An 18,280-nucleotide genomic window follows, 5' to 3' on the forward strand; every position below is an offset into this window, starting at 1 on the left:
TTAACTAAGTTAAGTAGACAACCTTTTTTGATAGAGACAATTATTCAACAGTTTTAACTGTTGCTTGATTTTCAATACTTTTACCTATGCGGCTGACTAACAGCAGTGCGGCAATAATTGCACACATCACTGTAGCGGCGATAAAAGAAGCATTGCCCGCTGGAATTTTGATTGCAGCCAACAAAATTGGAGCAAACATGCCTGCCAGTGATGAAACTAAGGTATTCATCGAAATCACTACTGGGAATTGATGTTCATCAGCTAAAATTGATAATTCGAACTGAATCGTTGCGTTCACCATAACGACGCCCATGCCAGAGAACATGTTGCCAATCAAATGACAAACGGGATTATGGAAAAAGACGACGAAAGCATACGACAAAGCAAAAGCCACAAAGCCAAAGGCTAAGGTATTCGATTTAGTCAATTTGCGAATATATTTTAAAAGAAAACCAGTTAAAATGCCGCCAATATTACCAATTGCCGTAATAATTGCCGTATATGCAGTTCCGCGACCTTGGGAAGCTAAAGTAATAGATTGATTGGACATAAAAATCATTAAAGCTAACGATGTGAAGAACGTTAAAATAACAATGACATAAATGCGCCAATTGAGATTCTTGACTGATTGCCAAAAAAAACTTTGTTTCTTTTGATTGCCGTCTGTTTGGGTAACTAATTTTTGATCTTGCGGTACTAAGAACCAAACAATGAACAAAACAACAAAGGCGAGACCGTAAACCCAAAATAAATTTCGCCAATTAGAGCCGCCTAAAATACCACCCAGAGCAGTAAAAATCATCATGCCAAGATTGTTAAAACCAACAGACCAACCCATGACGCTGGCCCGATCTTCACCTTGAAAATGTTCTTGCAATAAAACGGGGCTCACGTTGCTAATTAAGCCTGCACCACAACCTAATAGAACCATACAAGCCAGAATCAAGTTCAGACTATTCGGATAAATCAAGGGGATAATCCCGCTAACTCCTACGAAAAGAACAGCGATCAATCCAATATTTTTCCGGGTTAGCTTATAAGTTAGCCAAGTAAACAAAAGGGTTGCCACTAGCTGTCCTAATTGAGAAATAGAACTAACCATTTGGACTTTGGAAACAGGTTCATTTGGAAAAGATTTAGTCATGGCAGCGATTGCAGAACCGATGACAGATCCGGTCATCAAAAGTAAATTCATACTTAAGATTCCTAAAGCTAAAAACGTTTTTTTTCGACTCATTGTGTCGTGCTCCTTTCGAATATGTAACACTCTTTTATGTTAAAGGGTAATGAAGAGGTTTTCTATATTCAAAAGTCAGGTATTAACTGTTGATTTCGCAGGTTGTCTTTAAAAGGAACAAAAAAGCTCAACCACCAAGGAATGGTAGATTGAGCTTGCTTTTGATTTTCGGTTAAAAATTATTCAGTTTTCATTATTTTTACATTTTTGGCATGATTGACAATCGTTTTTTGATAAAAAAGATAACTATCTTTTTTATAGCGTTTTTGTGCTTTGGTGGATTGATTGTCACGGTCAACAAAAACTAGACCATAACGCTTATTCATCCCGTCGTTGACGCTAATTAAATCCAAAAAAGACCACGGATTAAATGATATAACATTCACACCATCCCGAATAGCTTCGCGTAATTGGTAAATATGATCATTCAAGTAATCAACCCGTTGGGAATCATGAACTTGACCATCTTCTAATATGTCAGCGTCCGGCCAGCCACATTCGGTAATAATAATTGGAATATTTGGGAAGCGGTCGTTGACTTTTTGTAGGGCATAGCGTAACCCCTTTGGATCACAAGAAAAATCCCATTGCGAATTGATAATTCGATCGTCACGAACCTTTTCCACACCGGAAATGACACCATCAAGCATCTTGGGGTTAGCTTGTTGATTGAGCCGGAAAATACTTGTGGAATACCAGTTTAAACCGAGAAAATCTGCCCGACCAGTTTGGAAAATAGCTTCATCTTCAGGTTGAGTAACGAGTTGAATCTGGCTATCCTGTAAATAACGCAGATAATAACTTGGTAATTGTCCACGCACTGCCACATCCATGTCAATATAACCAATTAAATCTTCTAATTGTTTACTTTTTAAAACATCACTACTGGTATGATCGTAAGGCAATGTTGTCATGTAAGACACTGCCGGGCCAATCTTGGCTTGCGGCAACATCTGATGACACAAATTGTATACTTTAGCTTGTGCCAAGAACATATGATAATTGGATTGTTCGCCTAATTGCCGCATTTCACGCGTATCACTAGCTTGCAAACCATTCATTGCCGGCACATTAGCCAATAATGATTGTTCGTTAATAGTCAACCAATATTTAACCCGATCGCCAAATAATTCAAATAAAGTTTTGGCATAATGATAAAAATCAGCTACACATTGTCGGCTCGCCCAACCATTATATTGTTCCACTAGACTTTGCGGCAAATCAAAATGAAACATGGTGACAATTGGCTCAATTTGATTTTGGACAAGGAGGTCAAGCAAGCGATTATAAAAATCGACACCGGCTTGATTGACTTGTTGGTCATTACCATGCGGAAAAATGCGCGCCCAACTAATGGAAAATCGGTAACTTTTCAGTCCTAATTCCTTCATCAATGCCACATCTGCTTCGAGATGATGATAATGATCGACAGAAACGGAAGTATCCAAATATTTACTTTTTTGTGAACGCAAATCCGCTACTGTTACCCCTTTGCCGGCTTCATGGGCTGCACCTTCGACTTGAAATGCAGAGGTACTAGCACCCCATAAAAAATCTGACGGAAAATCAGTTGGTAAAGTTCGAATCATACTCATAAAGTTACTCCTTTGTGTTTGCTTGAGCTTCGGCATCCAAAGCTTGCTGGTCTAAAACTTTGAAAAATGGTAGATAAATGATAAACATCAAGGCAAAGTTAATCAACCAAATCACAATGCCTTGCCAACCCATAATTAAGAAATTAGAAATAATTTTAGGCATTGTCCACGGCATTCCTAAGCTTAAAATGGGATTGTAATTCGTCAAAAAACCGAGATTGACTGCTGAAATAGCCACAAAGCCAGAAACTAACGATGACAAGATGAAAGGCACAAACAAAATCGGATTCAAGACGATGGGTAAACCGAACACGATGGGTTCGTTGATGTTGAATAAATTAGGAATTGACGAAATTTTAAAGAATTGTTTATAGCGCTTGGATTTACCAAAAATTAACGCAACTAAGACCAAACTCAAAGTGGCTCCAGCCGCGTCGTTGTTCGAAAAAGTAAATGCCACTAAATTTTTGAGGTAAGGAATGGTTTGATGTTGTTGAAAGGGCTTGGCACTAGTCACCATCATTGAAATGACTAAGGGCATGATGACTGATTGGATGGCTGCGGGGTGCACACCAAAGAAAAAGAGCAGGTTGGACAGAGTAATAATCAAAATCAAAGTCCAAGGTGAGCCGCCAACATGGATTAATGGCGTGGTAATAATTTGGTTCACAAAATCAAATACATCATGATACGGAGTATAACTGAAACCGGCGCCGACAATAAAGACAACCACAAAAATAATAATGCCAATAATCAGAGGTTCAATAGACGAACTCACCATACTCGGAACGGAATCTGGCAATTTGATGGTTAATTGCTTAATATTGCTCAAACGTACATACAACATCGCAATTAAAATGGACAAAATAATGGCCACAATGATGCCTTGGCTGCCCATATATTTAATTTGAAAAGCGTCAACTGATTGTTTACCATGTCCGACACTTTGCGGTGCTAACACGAAGAAACTAGCTAAACTAAAAAGTCCAGCAATGACACCGTTGGCCTTACTTTTTTGTGCATAATTATAAGCAATACTGAACGCGATAAAAACGGCTAAAATGTTCATGGAACCATTTGCCACAGCGTTCATCGGTTGGGTCAAATGAATCGCGTTGAACCAGTTACTAACTGATTTCACTGGGAAACTAGCTAAAATCGAAAAAACAGATGCCCCGATGGTAATTGGTAAAGTCATCACCATCCCAGACGAAATACTTTGAAGAATTTTACTTTGTCCTAGTTTGTTGGAGACAGGAACTAAAGTTTTCTGCAATAATTCTTGAAATTTATTCATCAAATTTGCTCCTTATTCTTTAAATGAAGTACATCTAAACTTCATCTTAATAATGACAGCAAGGAAACGCTAGATTGAAAACGTTGATAAAGTATGTTTGATTCTTAGAATGACCCAGAAAATAATGAAAATCACTTAAATTGTTGGCGATAGGTATCAGGTGAAACACCTAAAACTTTTTTAAAAATCTTATAAAAATAAGATGGATTTTCATAGCCCACTTGTGCGGCGATGCTTTCAATTGGTGCTGAAGTATAAATTAAGTATTCCGCTGCAGTGTTAACACGTTGTAAATGGACTAATTGAATAAAAGTTTGGCCAGTTTCTTTTTTTAAATAAGTTGATAAATAATTCGGATTGAAACCAAAATGTTGGGCCATATCATCTAACTTGATATCGCGGTAATTGTTTTCAATATAAAGTAAAAGAGATAATAGATTAACCTGTGAATTATTGATGCTCGGCATTTTGGTTGAGGAATGATACGCTTGGCGAATGAGTCGGGAAAATAAGGTCAGAATATTAAAGCGAATAATCTGGTGGGATTGAATATCGTAATGATAATATTCATCAATAATATCGTAGATAGTTTGCACAATTTTGGGTTGATGCTGCACCTGAAACCAAACATAGCGTCCTTCGCCATAATCCTTGTTCGACAACAGCGCAAATAAAAGGTTGGAAATATTGGAACGGGCACCATTACGATGCAAAAAATTTAAATCATTGAGCGAAAAAGCTGAACTTTTTAAGGCAATATTGACAACGATATCATTTTTTTGTATCGGTTTGACCTTATGGGCGGTTTGATTACCAATAAACAGAACATCTTCACAATTTAAATGCAATTCTTGCTTGTCTAGATAAACGGTACATTCGCCAACTAAGGGAATCATAATCTCGACATAATTATGAATGTGATAGGGAATGTACGACAAGACAGGTTGCACAGAAATGGTAATAGCATTCAGATCTAAGACTAAGCCATCTGCGTAAGTTTCAAAGAATTCATAGGTCGGTTCATCAGTGATTTGGCCGACTTTTTTGACAGAATTGCCCTTTTTAGCAAATGAAGCTGAAATTTCATTCCAATCCCGGGGCTGGTTATTGCGTCGCAATAGTGATAGCAGCTGTTTGTTCACAATTTAGTCTCCTCTTTATAACGGACGTGTCTCTACCTATATAATATAAATTATTACGATAAAAAAATAGATTGGTAGCCAACTTTCTAGGAAATAAACATACGACTTATGGATTTTAAACATAGTCCAGATTAATTATCTTCGTTACAATGAGTTTATTATTGCGATTAATAGCCAACTGGAGGTTAATTTAATGGTTGATTTGACAAAGAAACCCTATTATTTAACAAAAGAACAAATAGCTTATCTAAAGCAACAACTTGCAACAATGACCACGCAGGAAAAAATTGGTCAGTTGTTTTTTGTGATTGGTCCGGATGAACAAACGATTGATATTGCGGCTTTCGTGAAACAATATCAACCCGGTGGTGTGATGTATCGAGCTGATGAGTCCACAAAAATTAAGCGTGAATTAACTATTGCCCAACAAAATAGTGCGATTCCATTATTGACGGCAGCTAATTTGGAAGCTGGGGGCAACGGCATTGCCACGGATGGGACTTGGTTTGGTACACCATTAGAAGTGGCCGCTAGTGATAATCCCCAAAATGCTTATCAATTAGGTAATGTGGCGGGCTTTGAAGCCAGTCAAGTGGGCGTCAATATGTCCTTTGCACCGATTGTAGATTTGGATCAAAACTTTCGGAATCCAATTATGAATACACGGACTTTTGGTAGTGATCTGAACCGTGTTTTGACGATGGCACAGGCACAAGCAAAGGGTTTAACAGATAATCAAGTGATTCCAGTTATCAAGCATTTTCCCGGAGATGGTGTCGATGAACGTGACCAGCATTTATTAAGTTCGGTCAATTCCTTAGATAAAGATACTTGGATGAATTCTTATGGACGAATTTATCATCAATTAATTGATGGCGGGATCCCCAGTGTGATGATTGCGCACATTTTCCAACCAGCATGGGAACGCGAACTGGAGCCGGGCATTAGTGACCAAGATTTACGGCCAGCTTCAAGCTCAAAATTATTAATTGATGGCTTGTTGAGAGATGTGTTGCATTTTAATGGTTTAACAATTACGGATGCGACCCCAATGATTGGTTATAATGCCGCCTCAAGTCGTGAACAACTGTTACCGGCCACGATTAATGCGGGCATTGATATGATTTTATTTAATAAAAATATTGATGAAGATTATCAATTTATCGCGCAAGCGGTGCAAGATGGCACGATTAGTGCGGCACGCTTGGATGAAGCGGTGACACGGATTTTGGGAACCAAATTGGCACAAGGTGTGATGAATACGCAAGGTGAATTTACCAAAGCCCCGACAGCCAATTTAGATTTACAAACGGCAATTCATCATCAGGCTGCGCAACAATTAGCTGATGAAGCAGTCACTTTAGTTAAGGATCGGGATCAATTGTTGCCAATGACACCACAAAAATATCCACGAATTCGGTTGGTCGTTTTAGGTGATCAAGATGACGGTGGTTTTAAAGAAGGTGGCAGCGTTACTGATAAGGTCAAGCAACAATTGGAACAACGTGGCTTTGAGGTAACTTTATTTGATCAACAACATTTAGATTTTCATGAAGTCTTTGAAGAAGGGGTTGCGGATTTAAAAGCCAAATTTGACTTGGCTTTATATGTAGCTAATGTCGAAACGGCCAGCAATCAAACAACGACGCGGCTAGATTGGGTGCATTTAATGGCTGCCGATGCGCCATGGTTTATGAAGTCAATTCCGACGATTTTTGTTTCCACAGCTAATCCGTATCATCTCTTTGATATTCCAAATGTTTCCACATTTATTAATGCTTATACAGGTAATGATGAAACGCTCAATGCGGTGATGGACAAGTTAATGGGCAAGAGTCAATTTAAGGGGATTAATCCGGTGGATCCGTTCTGCGGCGATTTCACCACGAAGTTGTAAGTCAGAGGAGGACGCATTAATGCAAATCACAAAGATTTTGGTCAATCATATGCAACAACCGCTGGGATTTGAGCTCCAGGATTTGCGAGTGGAATTTCAGTTACAAGCAACAGGCACTTTGCCGCACACGCTCAAAAAACATTTACAGATCTATCAACAGCCGCAACAGAAATTAGTGTATGAAAGTAATTGGTCCACTTTTCCGACCAATTATTTTGTGCCAGATTGTTCTTTGCAACCACGCACTCGTTATATGGTCAAAATTCAAGTTCATGCCGATCAAGACTTGGTGACGGGAGAATCTTGGTTTGAAACGGGAAAAATGAATGAACCATTCCAAGCTGATTTTATTGGTCATCCCGATCAAGATGTAGCAAATACCCTTTTGCAAAAGCAACTGACAATTCAGAAGCCAGTTCGGCAAGCGCGTCTATATATCACCGGTTTAGGCTTGTATGAAACTTATATTGATCAGCAAAAAGTCGGTGATGAGTTTTTGACGCCAGGAGTGACCGCGTATGATCAATTTGTGCAAGTCCAGACCTATGATGTCACCCAAGCTTTGCAGGTTCAAGGCGACCATCAATTGTTGATTTCTTGTGGCGATGGTTGGTATAAAGGTAACTTCGGCTTCGATGGCGGGCAAGATTGTATCTACGGTAATCGCCAAATGGCGTTGGCAGAGTACCATTTGGATTATGAAGATGGCACTCACGAAGTGATTACTACAGACGCCGATTGGCAGACAACTGTTGGACAAATCACTAAATCAGCAATTTATTACGGCGAAGATTATGATGCTACTAAGCCGGTGACGGATTGGCAACCAGCGGTGGTGGTTGAGCAAACTAAAGCAGTTTTAGCTGATCGTTTGAGTTTGCCCATTACGATTAATCAACAATTAAGTCCTGAACTGCTACAAACGCCTGCTGGTGAGCAAGTGTTAGATTTTAAGCAAAATCAAGCTGGTTGGATAGAATTTTACAATCGTGAGCCCAAGGGAACCAAATTAAATTTTGAAATGGGCGAAATTTTGCAGGACGGGAATTTTTATCGGGATAACTTGCGAGAAGCGCGCGCTGCTTTCACCTATGTTTCAGATGGAAAAGAACAGTGGGTGCGTCCGCATTTTACGTATTTTGGTTATCGTTATGTGCGGGTACAGGGCAATACGCAACCTCTGCAAATGGCGGATTTTAAAGCTGATGTGCTGTATTCAAAGATGCAAGAGACGGGTGTTATTCAAACCAATAATGCATTAGTAAATCGTTTATTCCAAAATATTATTTGGGGACAACGCAGTAATTTTATGGATGTACCCACGGATTGCCCGCAACGTGATGAGCGTTTGGGCTGGAGTGGTGATGCCGAAATATTTTCCAATACGGCCACTTATAATATGAATGTTTTTGCTTTCTTTAAAAAATATGCGCACGATATGGCATTAGAACAGAAGCAAAATGATGGTATGTTGCCGATGTATGCGCCAGCAATGGGGCAAAGTGATGGTGGTTCGGCGGTTTGGGCAGATGCTGCTACCATTATTCCGTGGAATATGTATCAAGCCTATGGCGATCCAGCAATTTTGCATCAGAATTATCCACAGATGAAAGCTTGGGTAGACTGGATTAGTCTGCACACGACAACCCCTAATTTGTGGACTGGAACTTTTCAATTTGGTGATTGGTTGGCGCTAGATGGTGAAAATCCGGCTAAACCGACCGGCAAAACGGATGAAGATTTTATTGCTTCTGTTTATTATTATTATTCCACTAGTATCGTGGCGAAAACGGCGCAATTATTGCATGAAGACCAAGACGCTAAGGATTATTCCGTTTTGGCACAAAAAATTAAAATGGCTATTCGTCAAGAATATATTACGGAAACTGGTCGTGTAGCAATCAATGCACAAACGGCGTATGCTTTGACATTGTATTTTGATTTGGTGACGCCGGAGCAAAGAAAACATGTTGTAGCAGATTTGGTTCAGCGCTTGCAATTAGATGGTAATCATCTGCAAACCGGTTTTGTTGGTACGCCGTATTTGTGTCAAGTTTTGTCAGCTAATGGGCAGCATAAATTAGCGACCCAGATTTTTCTCAATGAAGATTTTCCAAGTTGGTTATATGCTGTGAAGTTAGGGGCGACGACGGTTTGGGAACGCTGGAATTCGGTGGAAGCGGATGGTTCGATGAATCCCGAAGGGATGAATTCGCTGAATCATTACAGTATCGGAACGATTATGGAATGGGCATATAAGTATTTGCTGGGAATCAAGGAGCATACAGCTGGTTTCGCGAGTTTCACTTTCGCGCCGCAATTTGATTATCGTTTGCCGCAAATTCAAGGACATTTTGATAGTCCCTACGGTGATATTCAAGTTCAAACGGCGATTGAAACGGACGCCCAGCATACGATTCAAATTCAGTTAAGCGTGCCAATTGGGACGAGTGCCCAGATTGAGTTGCCACGTTCGGCGAGCCAAACAATTCGGGTCAATGACCAAGAATATCAAAGTGACCAGTTGACATTAACAGCAGGTCGATATGAAATTAGTTATCAACCGACGCAAGATTATGTGGAGCGCTATCAAGCTGCTACGCCGTTACGCGAGATCATGGTGGATGAGCAATTGGTCGCCCAAATTGATGCGGTAGATCCAGTCTTAAACTTCTTCAAGCAAAATCCCCAAGAAGTCGCTGGTGGTATGGGCTCGATGAGTTTGACTGAAGCTAATATAACTTTCCCGTTTATCAATGTGAGCGAGGAACATTTGGCTAAAATCAATCAATTATTAATCAAAACACCAATTTTAAGCGAACGAAAGCAGGGAAAACAATGATTCAAGGAGCTTTATTTGATTTGGATGGTGTCATTGCCGACACTTCGGTTTATCATTTTCAAGCTTGGCGGGCATTAATTCAGACGAATTTTCACAAGAAATTGCCTGACGAATTGGAGCAACGGACTAAAGGCGTTAGCCGGGCTGATTCCTTGCAAGCAATTTTAGATTTTTTGCAGATTGATGTGCCACAAAAGCAATTTGAGCAGTTGATGATTGAAAAAAATCAATTGTATTTGCAATCTTTGGAGCAATTGCAACCTAAAGATACGTTACCAGGCATTGTCGCATTATTAGAAGCATTACAAGCTCAAAAAATTAAGATTGCGTTAGCTTCAGCTAGTCGCAATGCGCCAACAATCTTGGCTAAATTGCAATTAACGGACTATTTTGCAGCGATTGCTGATCCCGCCCAAGTTCAGGCCGGTAAACCAGCTCCCGATATCTTTTTGGCTGCGGCCCAAGGCATTGCTGTAGCACCTAAAGATTGTATTGGCATTGAAGATTCCATTGCCGGCATTCAGGCCATTAATGCTGCGCAAGCTTTTTCAGTTGGCGTGGGTTCTGCGCAAGAATTAGGCGCGGCGGATTTATTAGTTGACGATACTAGTCAGTTAAAGCTAGATATCATTCAGACACAATTTGCCAAGCACATTCAAAACTAAACATTTTGTTTGTTCCATTTAGCGTCAATGTGTTATATTAGTAATGAAAAAGGAGCTAGCGCGATACGCTAACTCCTTAGTGAAGTTGCTAAGACAGTGACTATTTTACAAATTTATTTATATATTAAAAACAGCCATCAGCCTTGCCCGGCTAGGACGGCTGTTTTTGTGTTATTTGCTGAATAATTTGATCAGCGCAATAACAAATTCTAGTACGGCTTTGATCACAATCATAGCCTTTAATACTAGAAACAGAATATCCATGAGGATATTGGCTAATCTTTTCTTCAGAATGTGCGTTTACAGTTTTTACACCATAAGCACCACTTCCTTTCGGGAATAGCCACCATCTTAGCTTTTACTTCACCAGTTTCTAATTTAACATAATTTCGAAGATATTTTCAAACCACTCCAGTAAATTTGGGAGTGGTTTTTGGTTGCTGTGAAAAAAAATTCAAAATAAATTTATAGTACAATTTTTAAAAATAAAAATTGAGTAATTAGTTTAAAAAGTAATTATCAGAATCATTCATCAAGAAAAATTCCATAAAATTATCGTTTATGCTGAAAATAATCACCACAATTCAATTATCTTTTCGTGATGTCATTTGCAAACGGCTCGCCAATCAACTAAACTGAAATTAATTTCACAAGCGTTAATACCAACAAAAATAGGAGCAGTATATTAAAATGTTGCATTTTTTATTAGCTAGAACTAATAGGAACCATAAGAAAATCCTAGGGGGGGGGGGGTCACTCCTACTAATTTTAGTTAGTTTGTTCTTTTTAGTTTCGATACATAATATACAAGCCAAAGTTTCCACGAAAACCGCGCCACCAGAAATTACACCCAATCTAATTGATGATGGTTTTAATTCGCCGGAATATACGCAAGAAGAACAAACGGTTTCTATTCCTGATGGGTACTCTCAAACAATTGCTAATCTACAACTGGCAAATAATCTCGTTTGTGATTGGGTATCGGCGTGGTTGGGAATGGATCATCACTCCGATAATCTGGCGTCTACGGATCCAACCTGGTTTGATGGCGAAATCCATTATTACTATAGTTCTTTAGACTTACATGATGCCAGTGCTGGAATTAGTGCAACCTATAATTTGTTCTCAGCGATTGATGATCAGAATGTTGATGAATATGAATCCTTGACTAATATTGCATATTTTGATAGTAACACGGGGGCATGGTCAGATCTGAACGGCAATGTGCCAAGAAAAAAATTTTATATGGTGAAAGATCAAACTGGCCACATTAAAGCTTTGAAATGGTTACATTATTCGGTGAAATCTCGCATTAATAAGGGTAATATCCCGAGTAATGCCCTTTTAATGGAAGAACTCATCACTCCGTCGAAAACTGCGTCCACGGGTGTTAATTATCAATTGCTTGTTAAAAATGTTTCGAATTCAACTTATACTTATGGTGTAGATTGTACAGAGGATATACACTATGACAGCATTAGCAGTGAAGCAAAAGCGTTAGGTGATAATCAAGGCTTTACCTCGCTAATGGGAACCAATAATCAGTTATCAGATTTGACTGTGCGAACCAAGGTGGATGACGGTCCGAATCGTTATTTTGCAGGTCATAGTGCTCCCACTTCCGCAGATTTTCCGTATCCCTTGCCCATGTTATTTCAGGGCACTAATTTTAGTAATTACGTTGGTCAAGAAGCGGGGAATTATCCAGCGGGCACGGCGTTAGATGCGGGTCGGCCAATGTCAAACTTTTACTTATTGTGGCCCTTGCAAAAGATTGCGCCGCAAGAAACACAGCGGCACAATGTGGAGTTCGAATTGGAAGTGGCAGGCAAAGCTAAGCCGGTATTGACGCAAAGTTACAGCAATCCACGATTGGCGCGTTTGAATTATCAAGGAGACAAGTTAAATTTACAGGTCAAATTAGTCAATAACGGTGATGGACAAGGCAAGTTATATCCATTTACTTTTAATGTGAATTTACCTAAGGGATTGACGGTGACGAAAGAGGATCTCAAGCAGATTACTTACTCTCTGGGATCCAAAGCTGGCAGTTTAACGGGCAGCTATAATGCTACCACAAGACAATTGAAAATTTCCGGTTCTGGTGGCAATTTGGTGACTTCAGCTGATCAATATGTGATTAATCTGCCGGTGACGATCTCTGATGATGCGCCAATCGGTGATACGGTGGTTAAAACTAGTTTTTCTGGTCAAAATCGAGATACTGCTGGTCGGCAAAACGTGACGGCTAATGCTACTGATTTAAAAATTCCCATCACATCTTCGTATGCGGCTAAATTAATATCTGGCGTCAAGAATGTCAAAAATTCCAGCGATTATGCCAGTTCGGCAACATATGTGCCAAGTGACACTTTGGCTTACCATGTGCAATATCAGTTAAATGGTGATAATGAATATGCTTTGAAATCGCCGGTAATGTTTAATAATAGTAATGCAGGGTTAGATTTTAGTGATAGTGCGCCAAGTGTAACGGTAAACGGTGATAATTCAGTGGCATCGGCGGCAATAGATCATACCACGGGCAAGATTACGGTCACGAAAGCCAATGGCAATTTTAGTCCCGGTGATTTGATTGATTTGACGTATAATGCCAAGGCTAAAGCAGATCCCGTAGCCGGTGAATCAGGGTGCTAAACATGAAAGTACGATTACCGCACCGTATAACACGGTGAGTGTCAGTGGGACACGGAGCGATGACAAGGCGATTCCAGCTGATTCCAGTTCGACGTCATTGCAACGTAAGGATTTGGATTACTTTGTGCGTGTGCCTGAGGTGATTGATTTTGGGCACAATCCACGCATGTTTGATAGTCCGTTTTACAATACGACGAGTGGTCGATTGAAGTTTAGTCATTATTCGGCGTCTAGCAGTAAGCAGTATTATCTGCAAGTTAAGTATAATCAGGATTTGCGTACGAGCGCAGGGGCTCGTTTGCTGCCCGATTCGGGGAATTCCTTGATTGAATATCGACCCAATGATGTTGGTTTATATCAATCAATTGACGGTACTTCCAGCAATTTAACGACGGACGGTCTCACCACTCAAGGGATTAGTGATTTGACAAGCTATGTTTCAGATAAGCATTTTCGCTTGAATTCTAACGATAAACCGCTGGGTAATTATAGTGGCACGATGACATGGACATATAGCAATTCGTTATAAGAGATAAATATGCAGGATTAGCTGATAGATTCAAGCAGCTAATCCTTTTTTGATGGAAATTTTATTTTTTTCTAAGCGTATTGTAAATGTTTTGATAACGGTTTAAGATGTGTCTTAAATAAAAGTGATAAATGGATTAGACCAATTTTGTTTTGATTTAATTTTTATCATCACTTAATTTTATTAAAGGAAGTAGCAATGTTTGCCAAAGACCAAATTCGACAGAGAATTCACGCACAACAAACAACTTTTTTAACTGATTTACGTCAGTTAATCCGAATTTCCAGTGTCAAATCACAACCACAAACGCATGCGCCTTTTGGTATCGGTCCGCGCCAAATTTTGGATAAAATTGTGACATTAGCGCATCAATACGGTTTTACTGCGCAAGTTGTCAATGATGCGGTGGCTTATGTACAGTGGGGTGCGGATCCGCGGAATTATCAAGCAATTGTAGGGCATTTGGATGTTGTGGCAGCAGGTGATCATTGGACTAGTGCACCATTTGAATTGACCCAGGTTCAGCAAATGCTATATGGGCGTGGGGTTTTGGATAATAAGGGTCCTAGTTTTGCCTGTTTATACGGGATGAAAATTTTAAAAGAGTTGGGCGTCCAGCCTAAACGGACAATTCGCTTGCTTTTTGGTTCGAACGAAGAAAGCGGCAGTCATGATATTGCTCGTTATCTAGCGCAAGAAGCCGCGCCAAGCTTTGGTTTTACGCCAGATTGCAAATTTCCAGTTGTTTATGGTGAACGGGGAATTGTAAATTATCAAATTACGACGGATTTTGCAGGCGCAGACTTGCAGCCACTGTCCACCATTAGCGGCAATCAAGCCAGTGATCATGTGCCTGATGAGCTTCAGGTGCAAGTCAATGGGCAGTTATTAACTATTCATGGGCAAAGGTCACCGAGTAATGCGCCGGAATTAGGTCAAAATGCCATTACTTATTTAGCCAAGCGGATCAATGATCAACAATTGGTGACGGGAGCTTTAGCAGACTATTTTCAGTGGCTGGAGCGGTCTTTTCATGAAAAACATTTTGGTCAAGGGCTGGGGTTGACATTAGAAGATGCAGCTAGTGGCAAATTAATTCAAACGCCGTATAGTTTGCAAAAACAATCGCAGAATTTGATTTTAAAAGTCGCGATGCGTTATCCAGTTTCTTACACGGAACAACAAGTGACAGCTGGCCTCAAAAAAGTTGTTCCACCGAATAGTCAAGTGCAAGTCATTCGTAGTTTGCCCAGTGTCTTGCATGACCCAACAGATCCACGCGTCAGTCAACTATCACAGATTTATCAACAAGTTACGGGATTAGATGCGACGCCAGTCACCACCACAGGTGCGACCTATGCGCGGGTGATGCCGAATATTGTCGCCTTTGGACCGTCTTTTCCAGGACAAAAAGGGATTGCGCATAGGCAAGATGAATGGATGAAGTTGTCTGATTTATTAACAATGATGGAAATTTATACCCAAGCAATTTATACAATGACACGTTGATGAGAGGAAAAATTGATGAATAAATGGGGAACGATCGCCACATGGCGGATGTCTTACGAAGGTTTAGTGGCTGCCAGCCAACTATTAACTGAGCAAAATTCAGCAGCGGACGCGGTAGAAACCTTGATTCAAAAAGTAGAAAGTTATCAATATTACAAATCGGTCGGGTATGGCGGCTTGCCTAATGAAGCTGGTGTGGTCCAAATGGATGCGGCATTTATGGACGGCGATACTTTTGCACAAGGAGCAGTTGCAGGGATTGAAGATGTTCAACATCCAATTAGTGTTGCTCGTGCTTTGAGCCGGAATCATTATAATAGCTTTTTAGTTGGGACGGGCGCAACCCAATATGCTAAGCTTCACGGTTTTACAACAACCAATATGTTAACTGCTCGTGCGAAAAAAATTTGGGAAAACAGACGTGCACAGTTGCGTCGGCAGTCTTTGAATCCTTATGACGGTCATGATACGGTGGGGGCGATTGCTTTGGATCAGCAAAATTCATTGGCAGTGGGTACGTCAACTTCGGGATTATTTATGAAAAAACCTGGACGTGTAGGGGATTCACCATTGTCCGGCTCAGGTTTTTATGCGGATAGTCAAGTGGGCGCTGCGGCAGCGACGGGTTTGGGTGAAGACATTATGAAGGGCTGTTTGTCTTATGAAATTGTGCGGCTCATGGCAGCTGGTTGTTCGCCACAACAGGCTTGTGATCAAGCTGTTTATCCGTTTATTCAAAAGTTGCAACAACGCTATGGTCAAGCAGGTGAATTTTCACTAATTGCGATGAATACAAAGGGTCAATGGGGCGTGGCAACCAATGTCGAATTCACCTTCAGCGTGGCCACGAGCCAAAGTCATCCTCAAATTTTGATTGCTTATCCAGCTGAGCAGCAATCAACCAAAATTCAACCAGTGACCCCAGAATGGTTAGCGGCTTATGAAAAGAGAATCAAAAAGCCGCTTGATTAAAATGTGAGGAGTAAGCAATGATTAAAGCGATTATTATTTTGGATCAGATTCAAGCCGGTTTAGGTGGCAAAGAGCAAGCTGACACACCTTATGGTGGTAAGAGATTGGCAATGGGTGCTGGGGAAGCTGTCGACCAGGAGTTGAAACGAACTGACGGTCAATTATTAGGAACCTTCTATTGTGGAACAGCTTATTATCAGAAACATCAAGCCGAAGTTCAAAAAAAATTTACGAAAATGGCTGAAAAAATGACCGCCAATCTGGTTATTCTGGGGCCAGCGTACGATTATTCGGATTTTTCACAAATGGCTTGTGAATTAAGTATGGCTTTTCAACAGAAAACACAGATTCCTACGATTGTGGCGCTGGCTGCTGAAAATAATGCACAGTTAATTGCACAATATCGTCAAGATTTATGTCTAGTCAAAATGCCTAAAAAAGGTGGTGGCGGCTTAAACCAAACGATTAAGAATTTGGTAGCCGGTGGCAACAAGTTGGTGAAACAAGAAGAGATGACGACATTTAAGGCAGATTATTGTTATTAACACTGATACAGGAGGTCAGACAATGCAAAAACAGATGGAAAAAATGTTGATGCCGATTGCCGTGAAATTGGGCAATAATGTGGTTTTAAGATCCTTACGTGATGGATTTTTAATTATTATGCCGTTAATTATTGTCACGTCGATTTTCCTATTAATTGGCAACTTTCCAATTCCGGGATGGAGTGCATTTTGGACGCATATTTTGGGTGCCAAATGGAATGATTGGTTTGCAGCGGTCTCTAATTCAGTGTTTAGTTTTACAGGTATCTTGTCTTGCATGGGTATTGCGTATGCTTATGGCAAAAATCGTGGTTTACAAGCGATTCATTCTAGTGTGATTGCGATTATTTCATTTTTAATTCTGACACCTACGACGGTGAAAGTGGGAAAAAGCACGGTTAGTGCTGTGCAAACGATATACTTAGGCCCTAATGGCGTTTTCTTAGGTATTTTCATTGCTTTATTGAGTGTGGAAATTTATCGTTTCGCGGTCAAACGTGATTGGCGCATTAAAATGCCTGAGGGCGTGCCGCCGGCTGTGGGACAAGCATTTGATGCATTGATTCCAAGCGCATTAGTGATTTTTGCCTTTTTCTTAGTGCGCATTCTGTTTAGCCTGACCAATTTTGACACGGCATATAATTTTATTTATACCCTCTTACAGCAACCGCTCAAAGGGGTCGGCAACTCCATGCCATCAGTTTTGTTATATAATTTTTTAGCCAGTTTACTATGGTGTTTTGGCATCAACGGACCCACGATTACGAACTCGGTGTGGCAACCTATCTTCTTTGTCTTGACCCAAGATAATTTGACTGCTTTTAAAAATCATGCGGCGTTGCCCCACATTTTTACGCAACCATTTATTGATATTTTTACAACTTATGGTGGCGGCGGGAGCACTTTATCCTTATTGATTATTATGTTATTCGTTTGTCGCTCCAAACGAATTAAAGAACTAGCCAAATTAGCGATTGTGCCGGGAATTTTTGGCATCAATGAACCAATTATTTTTGGTTTACCAGTTGTCTTAAATCCTATTATTGCGTTGCCATTTATTATTGTGCCTACCCTCAACACTTTGCTTTCAGGACTCGTTTTTATGGCGGGGTGGGTGCCACGAACCAATGGTGTGATGCTGCCTTGGACGACGCCGCCTATTATTTCTGGTTGGTTAGCGACTGGGAGTTGGACCGGTTCGGTGTTACAAATTGTCGAAATTATGCTGGGGGTGGCCATTTATTATCCGTTTATTAAGATGCTTGATAAGCAATATTTGACAGAAGAACGGCAGACGCAAGCTCAAGATAACGTGGAGATTGATTTTGGTGAAGTTTAATGTTGAAGTCAGAAGTGGTGATATATCTTTTTATGTATGAAAAGAGCGATTATTAA

The 18,280-nt window shown here is 40.2% G+C and carries 13 protein-coding genes; 9 read left to right on the top strand and 4 right to left on the bottom strand.

What is annotated here, in order from left to right:
• Positions 1 to 40 precede the first annotated feature (40 nt).
• From MOO45_RS00885 to MOO45_RS00900, 4 genes are all read right to left on the bottom strand, one after another.
• Positions 41 to 1,237 (bottom strand): MFS transporter, encoded by a 1,197-nt coding sequence (locus MOO45_RS00885; protein WP_249514548.1) that lies wholly within the window; start codon positions 1,235 to 1,237, stop codon positions 41 to 43.
• 179 nt (positions 1,238 to 1,416) lie between these two features.
• Positions 1,417 to 2,832, bottom strand: a complete 1,416-nt coding sequence (locus tag MOO45_RS00890) for a glycoside hydrolase family 1 protein (protein ID WP_249514549.1) — start codon at positions 2,830 to 2,832, stop codon at positions 1,417 to 1,419.
• A 4-nt stretch (positions 2,833 to 2,836) separates the two neighbouring features.
• Complete coding sequence (locus tag MOO45_RS00895) at positions 2,837 to 4,129, bottom strand: PTS sugar transporter subunit IIC (RefSeq protein ID WP_249514550.1); 1,293 nt, start codon at positions 4,127 to 4,129, stop codon at positions 2,837 to 2,839.
• 131 nt (positions 4,130 to 4,260) lie between these two features.
• Complete coding sequence (locus MOO45_RS00900) at positions 4,261 to 5,271, bottom strand: AraC family transcriptional regulator (RefSeq protein ID WP_249514551.1); 1,011 nt, start codon at positions 5,269 to 5,271, stop codon at positions 4,261 to 4,263.
• Positions 5,272 to 5,464: 193 nt separating this feature from the next.
• On the opposite strand from MOO45_RS00900, the gene MOO45_RS00905 reads away from it, so the two are divergent.
• From MOO45_RS00905 to MOO45_RS00945, 9 genes are all read left to right on the top strand, one after another.
• Positions 5,465 to 7,168, top strand: coding sequence for a glycoside hydrolase family 3 protein (locus tag MOO45_RS00905; RefSeq protein WP_249514552.1), 1,704 nt, complete (start codon positions 5,465 to 5,467; stop codon positions 7,166 to 7,168).
• Positions 7,169 to 7,187: 19 nt separating this feature from the next.
• Entirely contained in the window at positions 7,188 to 10,010 is a 2,823-nt protein-coding gene (locus MOO45_RS00910; RefSeq protein WP_249514553.1) for an alpha-L-rhamnosidase, read from the top strand.
• On the top strand, positions 10,007 to 10,675 hold the full coding sequence (pgmB, locus tag MOO45_RS00915; protein WP_249514554.1) for a beta-phosphoglucomutase: 669 nt from the start codon (positions 10,007 to 10,009) through the stop codon (positions 10,673 to 10,675). Before MOO45_RS00910 ends, pgmB begins: the two co-directional genes overlap by 4 nt.
• A gap of 690 nt (positions 10,676 to 11,365) precedes the next feature.
• Complete coding sequence (locus tag MOO45_RS00920; RefSeq protein ID WP_249514555.1) at positions 11,366 to 13,330, top strand: isopeptide-forming domain-containing fimbrial protein; 1,965 nt, start codon at positions 11,366 to 11,368, stop codon at positions 13,328 to 13,330.
• Complete coding sequence (locus MOO45_RS00925; protein WP_249514556.1) at positions 13,314 to 13,859, top strand: hypothetical protein; 546 nt, start codon at positions 13,314 to 13,316, stop codon at positions 13,857 to 13,859. Before MOO45_RS00920 ends, MOO45_RS00925 begins: the two co-directional genes overlap by 17 nt.
• Positions 13,860 to 14,057: 198 nt before the next feature.
• Entirely contained in the window at positions 14,058 to 15,368 is a 1,311-nt protein-coding gene (locus MOO45_RS00930) for a Sapep family Mn(2+)-dependent dipeptidase (protein WP_249514557.1), read from the top strand.
• Positions 15,369 to 15,383: 15 nt separating this feature from the next.
• On the top strand, positions 15,384 to 16,340 hold the full coding sequence (locus tag MOO45_RS00935; RefSeq protein ID WP_249514558.1) for a N(4)-(beta-N-acetylglucosaminyl)-L-asparaginase: 957 nt from the start codon (positions 15,384 to 15,386) through the stop codon (positions 16,338 to 16,340).
• Positions 16,341 to 16,357: 17 nt separating this feature from the next.
• Positions 16,358 to 16,885 (top strand): GrdB-related putative oxidoreductase, encoded by a 528-nt coding sequence (locus MOO45_RS00940; protein ID WP_249514559.1) that lies wholly within the window; start codon positions 16,358 to 16,360, stop codon positions 16,883 to 16,885.
• 22 nt (positions 16,886 to 16,907) lie between these two features.
• Positions 16,908 to 18,224: a PTS sugar transporter subunit IIC gene (locus tag MOO45_RS00945; protein ID WP_249514560.1), complete on the top strand. Its 1,317-nt coding sequence runs from the start codon at positions 16,908 to 16,910 to the stop codon at positions 18,222 to 18,224.
• Positions 18,225 to 18,280: the final 56 nt, after the last annotated feature.

Origin of the sequence: Bombilactobacillus folatiphilus, assembly GCF_023380265.1 — a bacterium.
GTDB lineage: Bacteria > Bacillota > Bacilli > Lactobacillales > Lactobacillaceae > Bombilactobacillus > Bombilactobacillus folatiphilus.